Origin of the sequence: Streptomyces sp. NRRL S-337 (assembly GCF_000720175.1) — a bacterium.
Taxonomy (GTDB): Bacteria; Actinomycetota; Actinomycetes; order Streptomycetales; family Streptomycetaceae; genus Streptomyces; species Streptomyces siderophoricus.
Genome location: NZ_JOIX01000009.1, coordinates 14,975 through 33,119 on the forward strand (window position 1 = coordinate 14,975; position 18,145 = coordinate 33,119).

At 71.9% G+C, this 18,145-nt stretch carries 16 protein-coding genes; 7 read left to right on the top strand and 9 right to left on the bottom strand.

Annotated features, from left to right (window positions below; translation table 11 throughout):
• Position 1: 1 nt before the first annotated feature.
• Positions 2–535: a GNAT family N-acetyltransferase gene (locus IG62_RS0109440; RefSeq protein ID WP_030413229.1), complete on the bottom strand. Its 534-nt coding sequence runs from the start codon at positions 533–535 to the stop codon at positions 2–4.
• Between the two features lie 119 nt (positions 536–654).
• On the opposite strand from IG62_RS0109440, the gene IG62_RS0109445 reads away from it, so the two are divergent.
• The 4 genes from IG62_RS0109445 to IG62_RS0109460 all read left to right on the top strand — a co-directional run bounded on the left by IG62_RS0109445 (position 655) and on the right by IG62_RS0109460 (position 3,657).
• Positions 655–1,041, top strand: a complete 387-nt coding sequence (locus IG62_RS0109445) for a VOC family protein (protein ID WP_030799769.1) — start codon at positions 655–657, stop codon at positions 1,039–1,041.
• A gap of 121 nt (positions 1,042–1,162) precedes the next feature.
• Positions 1,163–1,771, top strand: a complete 609-nt coding sequence (locus IG62_RS0109450) for a DUF5134 domain-containing protein (protein ID WP_030799771.1) — start codon at positions 1,163–1,165, stop codon at positions 1,769–1,771.
• 125 nt (positions 1,772–1,896) lie between these two features.
• Positions 1,897–2,832 (top strand): M56 family metallopeptidase, encoded by a 936-nt coding sequence (locus IG62_RS0109455; RefSeq protein WP_030799773.1) that lies wholly within the window; start codon positions 1,897–1,899, stop codon positions 2,830–2,832.
• Positions 2,833–2,958: 126 nt separating this feature from the next.
• The gene (locus IG62_RS0109460) at positions 2,959–3,657 is read left to right on the top strand and encodes an HAD family hydrolase (RefSeq protein WP_030799778.1); all 699 of its coding nucleotides are present in this window, start codon (positions 2,959–2,961) and stop codon (positions 3,655–3,657) included.
• 22 nt (positions 3,658–3,679) lie between these two features.
• Here the strand turns inward: IG62_RS0109460 and IG62_RS0109465 are convergent, their stop codons facing one another.
• The 3 genes from IG62_RS0109465 to IG62_RS0109480 all read right to left on the bottom strand — a co-directional run bounded on the left by IG62_RS0109465 (position 3,680) and on the right by IG62_RS0109480 (position 7,926).
• On the bottom strand, positions 3,680–4,078 hold the full coding sequence (locus IG62_RS0109465; protein ID WP_030799780.1) for a VOC family protein: 399 nt from the start codon (positions 4,076–4,078) through the stop codon (positions 3,680–3,682).
• A 355-nt stretch (positions 4,079–4,433) separates the two neighbouring features.
• On the bottom strand, positions 4,434–4,991 hold the full coding sequence (locus tag IG62_RS0109470) for a DUF3291 domain-containing protein (RefSeq protein WP_030799782.1): 558 nt from the start codon (positions 4,989–4,991) through the stop codon (positions 4,434–4,436).
• A gap of 715 nt (positions 4,992–5,706) precedes the next feature.
• Positions 5,707–7,926, bottom strand: a complete 2,220-nt coding sequence (locus IG62_RS0109480; RefSeq protein WP_030799788.1) for an NADP-dependent isocitrate dehydrogenase — start codon at positions 7,924–7,926, stop codon at positions 5,707–5,709.
• A gap of 647 nt (positions 7,927–8,573) precedes the next feature.
• Between IG62_RS0109480 and IG62_RS0109485 the strand changes: the two genes are divergently transcribed.
• A complete protein-coding gene (locus IG62_RS0109485) occupies positions 8,574–9,008 on the top strand; it encodes a GNAT family N-acetyltransferase (RefSeq protein WP_030799791.1) in 435 nt (144 codons plus the stop codon).
• 34 nt (positions 9,009–9,042) lie between these two features.
• Here IG62_RS0109485 and IG62_RS0109490 read toward each other — a convergent pair whose 3' ends face one another.
• Positions 9,043–10,164, bottom strand: a complete 1,122-nt coding sequence (locus IG62_RS0109490; protein WP_234326360.1) for an amidinotransferase — start codon at positions 10,162–10,164, stop codon at positions 9,043–9,045.
• A 231-nt stretch (positions 10,165–10,395) separates the two neighbouring features.
• On the bottom strand, positions 10,396–11,811 hold the full coding sequence (locus IG62_RS0109495) for a peptidase C39 family protein (RefSeq protein ID WP_030799797.1): 1,416 nt from the start codon (positions 11,809–11,811) through the stop codon (positions 10,396–10,398).
• Positions 11,812–12,049: 238 nt separating this feature from the next.
• Between IG62_RS0109495 and IG62_RS0109500 the strand changes: the two genes are divergently transcribed.
• Positions 12,050–12,634, top strand: coding sequence for a uridine kinase family protein (locus tag IG62_RS0109500; RefSeq protein WP_030799801.1), 585 nt, complete (start codon positions 12,050–12,052; stop codon positions 12,632–12,634).
• Positions 12,635–13,117: 483 nt separating this feature from the next.
• Complete coding sequence (locus tag IG62_RS0109505; protein WP_030799804.1) at positions 13,118–15,007, top strand: AAA family ATPase; 1,890 nt, start codon at positions 13,118–13,120, stop codon at positions 15,005–15,007.
• Between the two features lie 20 nt (positions 15,008–15,027).
• Here the strand turns inward: IG62_RS0109505 and IG62_RS0109510 are convergent, their stop codons facing one another.
• The 3 genes from IG62_RS0109510 to IG62_RS0109520 all read right to left on the bottom strand — a co-directional run bounded on the left by IG62_RS0109510 (position 15,028) and on the right by IG62_RS0109520 (position 18,119).
• A complete protein-coding gene (locus IG62_RS0109510; protein ID WP_030799807.1) occupies positions 15,028–16,146 on the bottom strand; it encodes a hemolysin family protein in 1,119 nt (372 codons plus the stop codon).
• Positions 16,143–17,501 carry a hemolysin family protein gene (locus IG62_RS0109515; RefSeq protein WP_030799810.1) on the bottom strand — a complete coding sequence of 453 codons (1,359 nt, stop codon included), beginning with the start codon at positions 17,499–17,501 and terminating at the stop codon, positions 16,143–16,145. The genes IG62_RS0109510 and IG62_RS0109515 overlap by 4 nt, the downstream gene beginning before the upstream one ends.
• Positions 17,502–17,666: 165 nt before the next feature.
• Complete coding sequence (locus tag IG62_RS0109520) at positions 17,667–18,119, bottom strand: PH domain-containing protein (protein ID WP_030799812.1); 453 nt, start codon at positions 18,117–18,119, stop codon at positions 17,667–17,669.
• Between the last annotated feature and the right edge of the window lie 26 nt (positions 18,120–18,145).

Sequence of the window (18,145 nt, forward strand, 5' to 3'; positions counted from 1 at the left end):
GTCAGCCCAGCGGCTTGACCAGCACCTCGAACTCCAGGTCGGCGCGCTGCGGGATGCCGAACCGCTCGTCGCCGTACGGGAACGGGCTGAACTCGCCGGTGCGGCGGTAACCGCGGCGCTCGTACCAGGCGATGAGTTCCGTGCGCTGCCGGATGACGGTCATCCGCATCTCGCGGGCCTCCCAGGTCTCCCGGGCGGTCCGCTCGGCCTCGGCGAGCATGGTCCGGCCGAGGCCGCCGCCCTGGAGCGCGGGGCGCACCGCGAACATCCCGAAGTACGCGTGGTCGCCGCGGTGTTCGAGCTGGCAGCAGGCGGTCAGCGCACCCTCCCGCTCGGCGACCAGCAGCAGCCCGGTCTCGTGCCGCACCACGGCGGCGACGCCCTCCGGGTCGGTGCGCTGGCCCTCCAGCAGATCGGCCTCTGTGGTCCAGCCGGCCCGGCTCGCGTCGCCGCGGTACGCCGACTCGATGAGGTCGACGAGGCCGGGGACGTCGGCGTCGACGGCGGTACGGAAGATCAGCTCGGTGGTGGGCATCGCGGGCGGAGTCCTCTCGGGCCGGGCGGGGCGGAGCCGGGCGGCTGGCGGGACCGAGGCTAACAAGAGGTGCGCGTGCCGTGTCGGGCCCACCGGCCGTGCGGCGTAGGGTCGCCGGCATGGTGCATGTACTGAGCAGCAGGGTGCTGTTGCGGCCGTCCGATCCGGAACGGTCGCGGGCGTTCTACGGCGAGGCGCTGGGGCTGGAGATCTACCGGGAGTTCGGCACCGGCCCCGAGCGCGGCACGGTCTACTTCCTCGGCGGCGGCTTCCTGGAGGTCTCCGGCCGCGCCACGGAGCCGGCCACGGACACCCTCCGGCTGTGGCTGCAGGTGGCGGACGCCGAGACCACGCACCGGAAGCTGGTGGCGCGCGGGGTGGAGGTGCTGCGGCCGCCGGTGCAGGAGCCCTGGGGGCTGATCGAGATGTGGATCGCCGACCCGGACGGGCACCGCATCGTGCTCACCGAGGTCCCGGCGGACCATCCGCTGCGCTACCGGCCCTGAAGGCCTCTCCCGCTCGCCTCCGCGCTCCCCGTTTGCGCCCGTGCGCTCCCGTGTGCGGCCTTCGCCGCGGGCATCCTGCAGCCGACGCGTACGGGTGACGACGGCCGCAGGGAGGCGCTTCGTGCACGCACCACCGTTGGTCGGCTGGCTGCTGGTCCTGTTGTGCGCGGGCGCCGGGGCCTACTGCCTGGCCCGGGCCGGTGGTGTACCGCCGGCGCAGCGGGCGGCGGCCCGCGGGGAAGGGGTGATGGCGCTGGGGATGGCGGTGATGGCCGTGCCGGCGTCCGTGGTGGCGCCGCCACCGTGGTCGCCGTGGCTGTTCACCGCGTTCTTCGGGGCGGCGGCCGGGGCGGCCCTGGTGCGCCGGCATCTGCACCACGCGGTGGGCGCACTGGCGATGGTGTACATGGCGCTGGCCATGGTGTGGCCGGGCGGCCCCGCGGGCCGGCCGGGAGCCGGGCACGGCATGGCCGGGACGGACCACCTGGGCGCGATGACGCACTCCGCGCCGGGCGGGGTCCCCTTGGTCACGGCTCTGCTGCTCGCCTACTACACGGTCTATGTGATCGCCGCGGGGGTCCGGCTGGTGCCTGCGGCGGCCGCGACCGCGGACGGGCCGGCGCTGGCCGGGGCACCCGCCGTGGCGGGCGGGGCCGGGACGGCGGACGTGCTGCGTGCCTGCCGGGTGGCGATGGGCATCGGCATGCTGGCGATGCTGCTCATGATGTGAGCACGGCGGCGCGGCCACGGGCCGGTACGGCCGCCTCCCGCGCCACACCCCGCACCGGGGTGGCGTACGTCACTTCCGATGCGTGCCTGTACCAACGAGTAGTCGTGCGCTCATAGGCTGACGCCATGATGGTCCCTATCGCGCTGATGATTCTCGGCGCGCTGGCCGCGGCGACGGCGCCGCGGCTGATGGCCCGTTCGGACTGGCCCGACCGCGAACCGGTGCTCGCCCTGTGGGTGTGGCAGTGCGTGGTGGCCGGTGTTCTGCTGTGCTGCATCCTCGCGATGTCGCTGAGCGCGGCCGCCGCCTGGGAATCCGTCCGCAGCCCGGTGTTCGGCCCGGCGCCCCGGGTGGTCGTCGAGGCGTACGCCCTGCAGGCCCACGGGCCTTGGGCCGGGGTGCTGGCCCTGCTGCTCGCGGGCGGCGGTGCCTGGACGGGCCTCGCGCTGACCCGGGAGGTGCGCGACGCACGGGCCCGCCGGCGCCGGAGCCGGGACGAGCTGCGGCTGCGCGCCCCGCTGCTGCCCGGTGAGGAGCCGGCCGGGGAACGGCTGGTGGTCCTGGAGGGCGACCGCCCGGAGGCGTGGTGGCTGCACCACTCCTCACCCCAACTGGTCCTCACCACCTCGGCGTTGCGACGACTGAAGGGCCGTCAGCTCGATGCGCTGATCGCCCATGAGCAGGGCCATGTGCGGGCCCGGCACGATCTGCTGCTCCACTGCGCGTCGGCGCTGGCGGCCGGCTTCCCGCAGATCCCGGTGTTCGCGGCGTTCCGCGACCAGGTGCACCGGCTGGTCGAACTGGCCGCCGACGACGTGGCCTCGCGCCGCTTCGGCCGGCTGACGATCGCCCTGGCTCTGGTCGAACTCAACGAGGACCGCGGGGTGTTCGGGCCCTGCCCGACGCAGCTCGCCGAGGTTCCGCAGCGGGTGGACCGGCTGCTGGCGCCCGCCGCGCGCTTCACACCGGGCCGCCGGCTGCGGATGACGGCCTGCGCCGTCCTGGTGCCGGCGGTACCGCTGCTGGTGACGTTCATCCCGGGGCTGAACGCGCTGACCTGAGGGGGCCGGCTGCCCGGGGCCGGGTGCCCGGGGGCCGGGGCGCATTGGCCTGAAAGACCCTGGGACGGGCCGCGCGCTGTGTGCCCGCCCGTCGCCCCGGGCGGCGTTCCGGGCCAGGATGGGGCCATGACCACGATCAAGGGTGTGCTCTTCGACTTCTCCGGGACGCTGCTGCGGATCGAGCCCGCCGAGGCCTGGCTGCGTGCCGCGCTGAGGGCGACCGGGGTCGCCATGGACGAGCCGGAGCTGGCCCGCCGGGCGGCCGAGCTGGAGCGGGCGGGGGCGCTGCCCGGCGGCTCCTCCCCCGTCGCGCTGCCCGACGGGCTGGCCGGGCTGTGGGAGGTCCGGGACCGTGACGCCGCCCGTCACCGCGCGCTGTACACCGGGCTGGCCCGCCAAGTCCCGCTTCCGGCCGACGAGTTGTACGACGCGCTCTACGAACGCCATATGACGGCGGCGGCCTGGCGGCCCTACCCGGACGCCGTCGAGGTGCTGGCGGAGCTGCGCCGGCGGGGTGTGGCGACCGGTGTGCTGAGCAACATCGGCTGGGACCTGCGGCCGGTGTTGCGCGCGCACGGCCTGGCCCGTTACCTGGACAGCTGTGTGCTGTCGTTCGAGCACGGTCTGCAGAAGCCGGATCCGCGGCTGTTCGCGATCGCCTGCCGGGAGCTGGGGCTGGACCCGTCGACCGTGCTGATGGTGGGCGACGACCGTACGGCGGACGGCGGGGCGACCGCGCTGGGCTGCGCCTACCTACCGGTGGACCATCTGCCGGTGGAGCGCCGCCCGGACGGCTTGCGGCCGGTGCTGGACCTGGTGGGGTGAGCGGCGCCGCGGCCGGGCCGGGTCAGCCGGTGGTGCGCGGGGCCAGCCACTGCTGGAGTTCGAGGAGGTTGCCCTCGGGGTCCCTGAGGTGGGCCACCCGCATCCGGTCGGTCATCGGGGCCGGACCGTGGTCCAGCACCGCACCGCGCCCGGTGAGCCGCGCGCAGTACCCGTCGAGGTCGTCGACGCGCAGGGCGATGACGGAGCGGTGTCCGGCCGGGAGCGCCGCCAGGTCGGTGACGACCCGGGCCAGCTGGGCGCGGTCCTGCAGGGCAATGCCGGCGGAGCCCTGGTCGCAGGTGAACTTGGCGTACGGGCCGTCCTCCGCCTCGAACTGCGGGGTGAGGCCCAGCACGTCGCGGTAGAAGCGGTAGCAGCCGCGGAAGTCCGTGACGAGCAGGCGGACCTGGGCGAGTTCCATCCGTGCGTTCCCCCGTGAGACGTGATGACCGGGTCGCCGTGACCGGTGTGCGCGGTCATGCGCGGCGGTGGTGACGGGGTGACGCTACCTCGCCGGGGTCCGCCGTGCCGACGGGTTACGGCCCCTGGCCACGGCTGGTTCCGGGGGTGTGGTCGGCGGCCCATTTTCCGGAGCGTGGCGAAGTCGTCGGGCCCGGGTGGTGGCGTTTCGGCCCGCCCGACCGCACGGCCGGGGGAGTCGGAGCCGTTTGGCTTGTTCACAAGAAGCGGGTTCTCGTGAACAAAGCCAGGCCGTGCTGTTCGCCGTCATTCCCTCGAGGCGTTCGACAGCGAATCCAGTCGTTCAGGCTTCCTTGTCAGCGAACCTGGTCGCTCTTCGGCCCGATGTCTTTGATCCTGGTCGGAGTTCCGTCCGGGGCGAACGAGTGGTGGAAGGTGAAGGCGTGCGGCGCAGAGCCGTGGTCGTGGAGGTGCTCCAGCCTGGAAACCCCGTCCTGCCAGGTGGGTATCACGCCGTCGGAGACCCACCAGAACACGTAACTCGGGTGTTCTCTCTTTTCGAACCAGTCGTAACGCCTGTTCAGCGCCGCACGGTGCAGACCGGTGAAGACGGCGTCGAAGGCAGGGCGCAGGTCGGTCCAGAGTGAGAGGGTCGCGGCCAGGGCGGTGGTTTCCGCCGTATGGCCCTTGTCGTACCAAGTCGGTACGGCGAACTCTCCCCATGCACCCCAGTCCGCCTCGAAGAGCACGCCCCGGTCACCTTCTGCCGCTTCGGCATGCCCGAGGTATCCGGGGTGCTGACTGATCTGCCGGTAGACGGTCTCACCGATGTCGTAGAACTCGCGCGTGAGAGGTGCAGGATCGGCGAGAGGTGACTTCAGGACGCCGAATGTGTACAGAGCAAGATGGGGCATGCGTCTCTCCCTGATGGGGGCTGCCTGGCGTGGACCCGGTTCGGTGGCTTACGCATGGGGGCGAGGGTTCGTGGGTCGTGACCGGCCCGTCCCGTCGCGGCTGGCCCAGCCTGAAGGAACCCCTCTGCGACCGTGGGCGACCACCGAAGACGAGATGAAGGTAGCTGCCTCTGCGAGCCCTGTCGAAGTTGCAATTTCCCTGCCCAAGTGGCCTCTTGCACAGGTCCTTGCGGGAATTGGGGCGGGAGGGAGCAGGGCTTCGGTGCCGGGTCGGCGATGCGGGCTTCGAGGCCGGCGACGCGCCGGTCCCGGAAGCGCAGGTTCGGGCGGGCGGCGTTGAGTCGCTCGCCGAGGGTGCGGTTGCCGGTGGTGAGCCGCTCGGCGTTCAGGGCGCGTTCGCGCCAGGCCATCTGCCGTTCCAGGTCACGCAGTTGGACCGTCGGACCGTGCCGAAGGCCAGGCACTCGCGCTCCGGCCACCGCAGGTGGTCCACCAGGTAGTACGCGTACGTCTTCCGCGTGCCCGAGCCCTCGTGCTCAGGCAGGAACGGTCCGCCTCCGTGTGCAGGGTTCCCTCGGAGGAGGGGCGGGGTGGCGTCCACCGGGTGATGATGCCGCGGACGGCGCCGGGCCATTCGGTTCGGGTACGGCGCCGCCCCGGCCGGGCGGGATGCCGGCCGGGGCGGGGCGGGGCCGTGGGGCCCGCAGCGGCTGGATCAGCCGAGCGAGGCGATGGCCTGGTTGAAGGTCTTCGACGGACGCATGACCGCCGCGGCCTTCGCCGGGTCGGGCTGGTAGTAGCCGCCGATGTCGGCCGGCGAGCCCTGCACCGCGATCAGCTCGTCGACGATGGTCTTCTCCTGCTCGGCGAGGGTCGCCGCCAGGCCCTTGAACGCCTCGGCGAGCTGGGCGTCCTCGGTCTGCTTGGCCAGCTCCTGGGCCCAGTAGAGCGCCAGGTAGAAGTGGCTGCCGCGGTTGTCGATACCGCCGAGGCGGCGGCTGGGCGACTTGTTCTCGGCCAGGAAGGTGCCGGTCGCCCGGTCGAGGGTGTCGGCGAGCACCTGGGCGCGCGCGTTGCCCGTCTTCTGCGCGAGGTGCTCGAAGCTGACCGCGAGCGCGAGGAACTCGCCCAGGCTGTCCCAGCGCAGGTAGTTCTCCTTGACCAGCTGCTGGACGTGCTTGGGCGCGGAGCCGCCGGCGCCGGTCTCGAACAGGCCGCCGCCGTTCATCAGCGGGACGACCGAGAGCATCTTGGCGCTGGTGCCCAGCTCCAGGATCGGGAACAGGTCGGTCAGGTAGTCACGCAGCACGTTGCCGGTGACCGAGATGGTGTTCTCGCCGCGGCGGATGCGGTCGAGGGAGAACTTGATCGCGTGGACCGGCGCCATGATCTCGATCTGCAGGCCCTCGGTGTCGTGCTCGGTGAGGTACTGCTTGACCTTCTGGATCAGCTGGGCGTCGTGGGCGCGCTCGGCGTCGAGCCAGAAGACGGCCGGGTCGCCGGTCGCGCGGGCGCGGCTGACGGCGAGCTTGACCCAGTCGCGGATCGGGTCGTCCTTGGTCTGGCACATCCGGAAGATGTCGCCGGCGCTGACGACCTGCTCCAGGACGGCGTTGCCGGCCGCGTCGAGGACCCGCACGGTGCCCGTGGTGGGGATCTCGAAGGTCTTGTCGTGGCTGCCGTACTCCTCGGCCTTCTGCGCCATCAGGCCGACGTTGGGCACCGAGCCCATGGTCGACGGGTCGAAGGCGCCGTGCGCGCGGCAGTCGTCGATGACGACCTGGTAGATGCCGGCGTAGCTGCTGTCCGGGAGGACCGCGAGGGTGTCGTGCTCCTGGCCGTCCGGGCCCCACATGTGGCCGGAGGTGCGGATCATGGCCGGCATGGAGGCGTCGACGATGACGTCGCTGGGGACGTGCAGGTTGGTGATGCCGCGGTCGGAGTCGACCATGGCGAGCTCCGGGCCCTCGGCGAGCTCCGCGTCGAAGGACGCCTTGATCTCGGGACCCTCGGGCAGCGACTCCAGGCCCTTGTAGATGCCGCCGAGGCCGTCGTTCGGGGTGAGGCCGGCGGTGGCGAGAACCTCGCCGTACTTGGCGAAGGTCTTCGGGAAGAAGGCCCGGACCACGTGGCCGAAGACGATCGGGTCGGAGACCTTCATCATCGTGGCCTTGAGGTGCACGGAGAACAGCACGCCCTCCGCCTTGGCGCGGGCGACCTGGGCGGTGAGGAACTCGCGCAGCGCGGCGACCCGCATGACGGAGGCGTCGACGACCTCGCCGGCGAGGACCGGTACGGACTCGCGCAGGACGGTGGTGGAGCCGTCGTCGCCGGAGAGCTCGATGCGCAGCGAACCGGCCTCGCCGACCACCGCGGACTTCTCGGTGGAGCGGAAGTCGTCGTTGGTCATGTGGGCGACGTTGGTCTTCGAGCCCGCCGTCCACTCACCCATGCGGTGCGGGTTGGCCTTGGCGTAGTTCTTCACCGAGGCGGGGGCGCGGCGGTCGGAGTTGCCCTCGCGCAGGACCGGGTTGACGGCGCTGCCCTTGACCTTGTCGTAGCGGGCGCGGATGTCGCGCTCCTCGTCGGTCTTCGGGTCGTCCGGGTAGTCCGGGAGCGCGTAGCCCTGCTCCTGCAGCTCGGCGATCGCGGCCTTCAGCTGCGGGATCGAGGCCGAGATGTTGGGCAGCTTGATGATGTTGGCCTCGGGCGTCTTGGCCAGCCGGCCGAGCTCGGCGAGGGCGTCCTCGATGCGCTGGCCCTCCTGGAGACGCTCGGGAAAGCTCGCGATGATGCGACCGGCCAGGGAGATGTCACGGGTCTCCACGTTGACGCCGGCCTGCGACGCGTAGGCCTGGATCACAGGCAGGAAGGAATACGTCGCGAGGGCGGGGGCCTCGTCAGTGTGGGTGTAAATGATGGTCGAGTCAGTCACCGGGTGCTCCGCTCCACGTCTGCAACATTGCTCGACATCAAGATATCTCGTGACGGCCTCCCCCTCGACAGGACCCTTCCACTGCGTTTGGCTTTCCTCCCACGTACCTGGCTGTCCCGCCGCGCGGCTTGCTCGCCGTTGCGCTGTGCGGCGCCCCGTACGTACCCGTCTGTCCCGCCGCGGGGCTTTCTCGCCGTTGCGCTTGGCGGCGCCCCGCACGTTGTTGTCTGTCTCGCCGCGGGTCGTCTCGCCGTTGCGCTTGGCGGCGGGCGTGGTGTTTTTGGGTGCGGTGCCGGCCCTCCAGACTTCGTCCTCCGGTCCAGCCCCTCCCGTGGGTGGGAGGTTTGAGCTGGTTGGGGGCGGGCGCAGTCCGTTGCCTGTACGCACGTGGGCATTACGTGCACCCCCACCGGCCTTTTTCTTCCCCCCAACGGGAGGGGACGGGCCGGAGGGGCCGGAGTTCGGGACGTAAAGCGACAGCAGTCCCAAACACCGGCCCCGGAGGCCCGTCACCGCACCCGACACCCACCCAGCCCGCCGCAGGCGCAACGGCGAGACGCCCCGCGACGCAGCAGACGGCTACGTGCGGGGCACCGCAAAGCGGCAAACCGGTTGACAGTCGCCGTACGCGCCGGTTACCTGACCCGGTGCCCACACTGCGCTTCGTACGGGTGGACGGCGAAACCGGTCTCGCGGACTGGCAGCACGTCCACAACGTGATCATCCCCACCCACCAGCTGTCCCTCGACGACGTACGGGAGCGTTCCGGGCGTCACCACCTGGAGGTCGCGTATCTCGGCGACGTCCTCATCGGCTGCAGCACCGTCCGGCCGCCGGCGGACGGCACGGCCACGGTGATCGCCCGGGTGCTGGCCGCCCACCGCGGGCAGGGGTACGGCGGGGAGCTGTACGCGCGGGGGCTGGAGCGGGCCCGCGCGCTGGGCGCCGGAACGATCGAGACCGTGGTCCTGTCGTCGAACGAGGACGGCCTGCGGTTCGCACTGAAGCAGGGCTTCGAGGAAGTGGAGCGCTACCTGCTGCCGGGCGACACCATCCCCTGGATCGACCTGCGGCTCGCCTGACGCCCGCACCCGCGAACTCCGCCCCGCCGGCCCCTCAGAAGTAGGACTGCAGGATTCCCCGTCGCCGGACGTCCACGGTGGCGCAATGGAACGATCCGCCGAAGCTGTTGAAATTGCGGAAATTGCAGGGAATGGGGGTGAAACCGAACTTCTTCATCGTCGAGATCATCGGCTCGTCCTGCCGCTCGACGATGACCCGCTGTTCGTCCAGCATCAGGATGTTCATGTTGATCCATTTGCTGGTCATGTAGAGCGGATGCGCATCCGGAATGACCGGTTGGGGTGCGGCCATGACATCCCAGCCCTTGAACAGCTCCGGTACTTCCGGCACCCGTTCGGGGTGGATCAGCAGCTTGCCCGGCGCCATCGGAACGAGCGTGGCGTCGATGTGCATCGGGTGCGAGTCCTTGAACTCGAAGACGTGGATGCGGTATTCGTCGCCGAGGTGGCGGCGCAGCCACTCGATTCCGAAGTCGTTGGTGACATTGCTCTTCTGCGCGATGATGTCGCGTCCGCAGCGGGTGAAGTCGGCCGCGTCGAAGGTCGGCTCGAACTCCGTCACCACCAGCCGCTGGGGGCCGTCCTCGCCCGGATCACTCCATTCCTGGTCGAATTGGGCGTCGGTCAGCTCGGGCTTGGGGCCGGCGGTCCATTTCGCGCCGCCGCGGAAGTACTCCTTGAGCAGCGGGCGGTAGGCGAGGTTCTCGTAGTAGCGGGAGCGCCAGGCCATCGGGCATTCGATGATGTCGTCACCGACGACGAGAATCGCGTCCCGGGGCATCGCCGCGTACATTCCGGTACTGGTCCAGTCGAGCGTGGTGTAGGGCGTGCGCTGCGGTATGGGCTCCGGCCGGCGCACGGTCACCCCCTCGCCCTCCAGTATCCGGACGAATTCCTCCAGCTCGGCGCGGGCCGCGGTGACCTGTTCGGGCGGGAACGGCTTCCCGGCATTCCGCCGGAAGGTCTCGTGCTGGTCGCCGGGGAGCACCGGCGGTAAGGCCATGTGCCAGGTCGGGAAACTGGCGTCGTCGACGATGCCGACGATCACTTCCTCCAGCGGGTCCCACTCCGTGTAGGAACACACCGGGCTCTCAGGCCGGTCCGCGGAAACGGCGGACGGGTACGTCCGCACGGGCGGGTCGTTCTGGGCTGTCACGCACTCGCTCCTCGATCTCATGGCGCACGGCAGCCAGGAATCTGACTGCCGTGAGGAAGATCGATTGAACGCGGCGACGGACGGCCGGGGCAAGCGTCGTTCACATCTTGGCCAAAACTCCTGCCTTGCCACTTCTTACGCGCTCTGCTATTCCACGGGAACGGAAAAGGGCACAACCAACGCCTGGCAAATGGGAGTTGGCCGCACCCTTGCCCTTTCGGGACTTTTCCGTCAGACGACTCCGACCGCGCGCAGCGCCCTGCGCTGCACGGCACTGGGCCGGGCCGGGAAGTACAGGTAGCAGACCCCGCCGCTGCCGCTGACGGTCTTGCCGTCGGCGTTCTTGCGCTTGGTCCTCAGCCAGATGTTCTCGAACTGCCGGCGGCGGTAGATGTGGCGGACGGCCTGGTCGTCGGGGGAGGCCGGGTCGTTGGCGATGACGTCGCCGTCCTTGGTGAAGCCGATGACCGTCATCAGGTGGCCGGCGGTGCCGTAGCCCGCGCCGTCGAGTTCGGTCTTCACAAAGGACTGGGAGGTGATGACCGGGAGGCCGGCGTGGACCAGGCGTTCGGCGTCGTTGAGGGAGGTCAGGCGGGTGACGACGGCCTGGAGGTCGCGGTAGGTGGCGGCATAGGCGGCGTTGAAGGGCCAGTTGCCGCAGCCGTCGTACTGGTAGTCGAAGGTGTAGCGGGCCGCGTGGCAGACCTGGGGGTCGGCGTAGTCGGGGTTGACCCAGGAGAGCTGCTGCCGGGTGGGCCGGCGGCCCCAGTACTCGATGATCATCTGGGACGAGGTGGGGCTGCACCACGCCTCGCCGCCGTTGTCGTACTCCGGGTACTGGCCCTTGTGGATCTCCTGCGAGTACCGCGGGACGACCAGCTCGCGGCCGGTCAGGGCGGGCGTGGACGCCGGCACCTCGAAGCGGTCGGGCAGGTCCGAGCCCATCGCGCCGAGCCGCCAGACGGTCGGGGTGAGTGAGGTGCCGGGCCTGCGGTGGAGGGTGAGGCGGAGCCGGTACGAGGCGAGCCGGAGGCCGCCGGCGGGGTCGTCGACGGCGAAGGTGTCGGTGGAGATGCTGCTCTTGCCGTCCTTCTGGCCGTCGACGGAGGTCCGCCGGATGTCGGCGTCGCCGTCGCCGGCCGTCCAGTGGCCCATGACGTACCAGGGCGTGCCGGTGCCGTCGCTGTAGGTGCCCCGCAGTTCGACGGTGATCCAGGTGCCGGGCGGGGTGTGCGCGTTCCAGGACGCGACGACCTCGGTGGCGGGGACCGGCAGGGCGTGCACCGGGGAGGTCCAGGTGGCGTACTCCCAGGCGGCGGTCCGGCCGGTGTGCGGGTCCTTGTAGTCGGCGGTGCCGGCCGGGCGGGCGAGGCGGATGCCGGGACGGGGGCCGTGCGCGACGGCGGTGCCCTCGGTGTGGCCCCGTCCCCAGTCGGCGGTGGTGGTCCAGGCGTGATAGTCCACGAGGCTCTTCGATCGGCGCGCGGTGGTGTCGGCGGTGCCGTCCGGGGCCGCTTGGCCGGCGGTGCCCGCGGCGGTCCTGCGGGGTTCGGCGGCGGCGTGCGCCAGGGCCACGGGGGTGGCGGCGCCGGCCGCGGCGGCGAGCGCGGCGGCCAGGACGGTGCGCCGGGGCGCGGAACTGGTCATGTGGAGGTCCCCCAGTCGGATGCGTGCGATCGGGTGGGCGGGGCGGGCCGGGGCGGCGGGCGGGCAATGGGGCTCCCCTGCTCGAACGGAGTCGAGAGCTCGGGGAGGGCTCGGCAGTGGCTCAACTATTGCCGTTCCGGACCTGCTTCGGAAGGCGCTGCGGCGCGCGTCGCCCGGGAAATATTGGTCCACACCAGTGGCGTGCGGGAGGCGCCGGGCCGCGGCGTACGCTGGCGCGATGGTTCACGATCTGGCCCCGCTCGCCGCCCGGCTGCGCACGTTGCCGCCCTCCTGCGGACCCGTGCGGCTGATCGCGGTGGACGGCCACGCGGGCTCGGGGAAGACCACCTTCGCCCAGCGGCTCGCCGGGGCGCTGGGCGGAGCGCCGGTGGTGCACACCGACGACCTGGCCACCCATGAGGAGTTGTTCGCCTGGGACGAGCGGTTCCGCACCCAGGTGGTGGAGCCGCTGTCCCGGGGCGGGACGGCGCGGTACGGGGTCTACGACTGGGTGCGCAGGGAGTTCACCGAGGAGCGTGCGCTGGGGCCCGCGCCGGTCGTCCTGGTCGAGGGCGTCGGCACCGGACGGCGGACGCTGCGGCCGTATCTGAGCGCTCTGCTGTGGATGGAACTGACGCGCGAACATTCCTGGGAAAGGGGGCAACTCCGGGACGGGCCGGGCCTCTCGGCGTTCTGGGGTGGCTGGATTCCGGCGGAGCGCGCGCACTTCGCGGCGGATCCTTCGCGCCCCTACGCCGATTTTCTGGTGCACCAGGGGAAGTTGGGGTACGAGGTACGAGTGGGGCCCGCACCCGCATCGTGATCGGCCCCGCTTTTCACTCTGCGTAGCGGACGGCGCCCGGTGGGGGGCGCACCGACGACAGGGTCTTGCCGAGTGCCCCAACTCGGCTTGACCTGGGGGGCGTACAGGACTTACGTTCTCAATGTGCGGTTCAACGGACCGCCCGCAGATGCGAAGCCCCCGGTTGTTCCCCCGTGATCGGGGGCTTCGTTCTGCGTAAAACCACCTCGCGCACCGGCGTGCGCCGCCTTCCCCCCTCACCCTGGGTCACCGCATCCATCGCGCCGCCGCGCCGTACCGCTCGTCCGCTCTTGCCCCGTACCGCCCTCTACGGCCCGCGCCGTTCCCGCAGGTACCATGCGGGTCTGTGCCACCGCAGGCCACACACCGGAAATCCGCCGCGGCGAGGGTCAACTCCCGTATGCCGTACGCCGGTTCAGGAACGGCTCCAGCGGCGGGCACCGGCCCGGCGGCACACACGGGGGACGCTTTGTGGGGGGACGGATGGATTTCGGAACTCAGGGTTCGCCCGCCCCGGCCGAGCTCGCCTGGCTGCGCGCGGTCGACGCCTACACCGTGGGCGCCTATCCGCAGGCGGAGGAGGAGTTCCGGGCCGCGGTACGGCTCGATCCGTCGATGGCCGACGCCTGGCTCGGACTGCACGCGCTGCGCGCCGACACCTCCATCGCCCTGCTGCGGATGCACCGCCACCGCGACCGCTTCGGCGAGATGCGCACCCGGCACCGGCGCACCCTCAACTCCTGGTACTGGCTGGGCTGGTGGGTACAGCCGGTGCTGGAGACCGGCCGCGACCTGCTGCTGGCGCACGCCTCGCACTGGCTCGACGGCCGGCACGTCGCCGAGCTCGACCAGGCGCTGGCCGGCTGCCCGCCGGTCGACACCGACCCGCAGGTGCGCTTCCTGCACGCCTGCCGCGCCTATCTCGTCAAGGACTGGGACCAGCTCGTCCGGCACACCGACCCGCTGCTCGGCGATCCGGTGCTGGGCATCGAGGCCGGGCTGTTCGGCGGGATGGCGCGGGTACGGCTGGAGATGTACGGGCAGGCCGAGCCGCTGCTGTCGGCCGCGCTGATGCGGTGCCGCAGCGAGCAGCCGCAGCGCAAGGAGCTGCGCTACTGGCTCGCCCGCGCCCATGAGGGCACCGGCCGCAGCGCCGCGGCGCTCCCCCTCTACCGCGCGGTGCACCGGGTGGACCCGGCGTTCATGGACACCGCGGCCCGGCTCGCCGCGATCGCCGAGGTGGACGGGCTGGACGAGGGATCGGACCTGGCGGCGGTCTCCGCGTCCGGGCTCGGCCAGGAGGCCGGCGGCGACCTGGACCCGCTGGCGCCGCTCGACCCCGTCGACGGCCGGGAGCTGCTGGCGACCGGTGAGGCGGACGGGCCGGACGGCGATCCGCTCGGCGCCGCCGCGGCCGGCGGCGAGCCGGCCTTGGCCCGGGCCAAGGCCGCGGTGCCGGGTCCGCGCGGCACCGAGCGGCTGCCCGCCGGGCCGGCCGATCCGGTGCTGCTGGAGAAGGCGCTGGCGGAGCTGGAGCGGATGGTCGGCATGGAGCCGGTCAAACGGCAGGTGCGGGCGCTGTCGGCCCAGCTGCGGATGGCCCGGCTGCGGGCGGGCCAGGGCCTGCCGGTGCAGCCGCCGAAACGGCACTTCGTCTTCTCCGGGCCCTCGGGCACCGGCAAGACCACCGTCGCCCGGATACTCGGGCGGGTCTTCTACGCGCTGGGGCTGCTCGGCGGCGACCACCTCGTGGAGGCCCAACGCGCCGACCTGGTCGGCGAGTTCCTCGGGCAGACCGCCGTCAAGGCCAACGAGCTGATCGACTCCGCGCTGGGCGGGGTGCTCTTCGTCGACGAGGCGTACAGCCTGTCCAACTCCGGCTACAGCAAGGGCGACGCCTACGGCGACGAGGCGCTGCAGGTGCTGCTCAAGCGCGCCGAGGACAACCGGGACCGGCTGGTGGTCATCCTCGCCGGCTACCCCGAGGGCATGGACCGGCTGCTGGCCGCCAACCCGGGCCTGTCCTCGCGGTTCACCACCCGGGTCGACTTCCCCAGTTACCGGCCTCTGGAGCTGACCGCCATCGGGGAGGTCCTGGCCGCGGAGAACGGTGACCACTGGGACGCGGAGGCCCGCGACGAGCTGTGCAGCATCAGCGGCCACGTCGTCGACCAGGGCTGGATCGACGAGCTCGGCAACGGCCGCTTCCTGCGCACGCTCTACGAGAAGAGCTGCGCCTACCGCGACCTGCGGCTGTCCACCTGGCAGGGCACCCCCACCCGCGACGACCTCGCCACCCTGCGGCTGCCGGATCTGATGCAGGCGTACGGCGAGGTGCTGTCGGGGCGGGGACCGGAGTCACCGGGCTTCTGACGCGGCCGGGGTGTCCTTCCCTAGCGCGCCATCGCCCGGTCCTCCGCGGGCAGGGACGCCTCCTCGCGGGGTTCCGCGAGCCGGTCGCCCGGGCTGCGGGAGGCCGGGGTCCGGCGGTGGGCCGGGTCGCGGACCTCGCCGACCAGCATTTCCAGCACGTCCTCCAGGGCGACCAGGCCGAGCACCCGGCCGCTGGGGTCGGCGACCGCCGCCAGGTGGGAGGCGGCCCGCCGCATCGCCGTCAGGGCGTCGTCCAGCGGAAGCTCCGCGCGCAGCGTGGTCATCGCGTGCCAGATCCGCTGGGGCACCGCACGGTCCCGTTCCTCCAGGTCGAGGACGTCCTTGACGTGCAGATAGCCCATGTAGGCGCCGCCGGGGGCGCAGACCGGGAAGCGCGAGTAGCCGGTGCGCACGGTCAGCGCCTCGACCTGGCGGGGCGTCACCGTCGGCTCGACGGTGATCAGCGCCGCCGGGTCCAGCAGGACGTCCGTGACGGGGCGGCTGCCCAGCTCCAGGGCGTCGGAGAGACGCTCCTGCTCGGCCGGTTCGAGCAGGCCGGCCTGGCCGGAGTCCTCGACCAGATGGGTCAGCTGCTCGCTGGTGAAGACCGCCTCGACCTCGTCCTTCGGCTCGACCCGGAAGAGCCGCAGCACTCCGTGGGCGCAGGCGCCGAGCAGGGCGGTCACCGGACGGCACAGCCGGGCGAAGGCCACCAGGCCGGGGCTGAACCACAGGGCGGTCTTCTCGGGCGCCGCCATCGCCAGGTTCTTGGGGACCATCTCGCCGATGACCAGGTGCAGGAAGACCACCAGCGCCAGGGCGATGACGTAGCCGAGCGGATGGATCAGGGCGGCGGGCATCCGGACCGCCTCGAACAGGGGCTCCAGGAGGCGGGCGACGGTCGGTTCGGCGACCGCGCCGAGCGTCAGGGAGCAGACGGTGATGCCGAACTGTGCGGCGGCCATCATCTGCGGGAGGTTCTCCAGACCGTGCAGCACCCGGCGGGCCTGTTTGGAGCCCTCGGTCGCCAGCGGTTCGATCTGGGAGCGGCGGACCGAGACCAGGGCGAACTCGGCGCCGACGAAGAAGCCGTTGGCGAGCACGAGCAGCACCGCGAACAGCAGCTGGGCCAGGGTCATCGGGCCACCTCCGCGCCGGCCGCGACGGGCTCACGGGTGACCGGAGCGGCGGCCGCGGTCCGGACGATCCTTATCCGCTCGGCGCGGTGGTGCGCGACCAGCCGCACCCGCAGCCGCCAGCCGTCGAGTTCGGCGGTGTCGCCGGGGGCGGGGATCCGCCCGAGTATGTGGGCCACCAGTCCCGCCACCGTTTCGTACGGCCCCTCGGGGGCGTCCAGGCCGATCCGCCGCAGGGTGTCCACCCGGCAGCCGCCGTCGGCGTCCCAGGCGGGGCGGCCCTCCTCGGGCGGCGCCTGCCCGAGTTCGGGCAGGTCCACCCGGTCGTGCTCGTCGCGTACCTCGCCGACCAGTTCCTCGATGATGTCCTCAAGAGTGACCACGCCGGCCGTGCCGCCGTACTCGTCGACGACCACGGCTATCGGCTGTTCGCTGCGCAGCCGCTCCAGCAGCGGCTGCACCGGCAGCGTCTCGGGCACCAGCAGCGGCGGCACCGCGATCCGGACCGCCGGGGTGCGCAGCCGCTCGTCGGCCGGGACGGCCAGCGCGTCCTTGAGGTGGACCATGCCCACGACCTCGTCGAGCCGGGTGCGGTAGACGGGGAAGCGGGACAGGCCGGTGGCGCGGGTGAGGTTCACCACGTCCTCGGCGGTCGCGGACGCCTGCAGGGCGCTGACCCGGACCCGCGGGGTCATCACGTTCTCCGCGGTCAGGTCGGCCAGCGAGAGGGTGCGGACGAAGAGGTCCGCGGTGTCCTGCTCGATGGCGCCGGCCCGGGCGGAGTGCCGGGCCAGCGAGACCAGTTCGCCGGGCGTGCGGGCGGAGGCCAGCTCGTCGGTCGGCTCCACGCCCAGGGCGCGCACGAGCCGGTTGGCGACGGTGTTCAGCAGGGTGATCACCGGGCGGAAGAAGCGGGAGAAGTGCCGCTGCGGCCCGGCCACGACACGGGCGACGTGCAGCGGCTTGGAGACCGCCCAGTTCTTGGGCACCAGCTCACCGATGACCATCTGGACGGCGGAGGCCAGCAGCATGCCGAGGACGACGGCGATGCCGGGGACCGCGCCCTTGGGCAGCCCGGTGGCGAGCAGCGGGCCGGACAGGATGTCGGCCAGCGCGGGCTCGGCGAGCATACCGACCACCAAGGAGGTGATGGTGATGCCCAGTTGGGTGCCGGAGAGCTGGAAGGAGAGTTCGCGCAGTGCGGAGACGACGGTACCGGCGCGGCGGTCGCCGTCGGCCGCGGCCCGTTCGGCGTCCGCCTTCTCGACGGTGACGAGGCCGAACTCGGCGGCGACGAAGAATCCGTTGGCGAGGATGAGGACGAGGGCCGCCGCGAGCAGCAGCAGGGGGCCAGTCATGCCGCCGCCCCCTTGGTATGCGGAGGGGCGGCGCAGGTACTACAGGACGATCCGTCCATTGCCGGAGGGAGTCACTCCTCGGGTCGGGTTGGGCCCACGAAGGGGCGGGGCGCGGGGTGCGTCCCGGAGAACAGAGTAAACAGCGGGGCCCGTGTTAGGGCAGGCTCATCGGGCCGTGTGGTCGAGCGCACCGTGCTTCTCGGTGAGGTCACGCAGCACACGGGCGTCCCGAATGGCCTGATTTCGGGCGATACCGGGCTGGATGCCCATGGCGGGCAGGCTGGTGCCGTCGGCCAGGTCGAGATGGACCCAGGGATCACCCTGCCGGAGGTTGACCCGGACGATCTGGGCCCAGGCCAGTTCGCGCCGGGTGGTGAGGTTGACGACCGTGACGCCCTCCTGCCGCGCGACCACCTTGGGGCGGCTGAGCAGCAGGAGGACGGCGCCCACCAGCAGTCCGGTGACGACGAAACTGGTCCGCTCGCCGCCGGTCAGCTTCGGCAGCGCCAGCGCGATCGCCGTGAGGGCGGCGAGCTGAGCGATGCCGACCGTGTACAGCACGACCCGGGTGCGGGTCGGCCGGAATGTCACCGGGAGGCTGGGCAGGGGCGCGGACACGTCGTGAAGTCTTTTCGTCGGTGGGT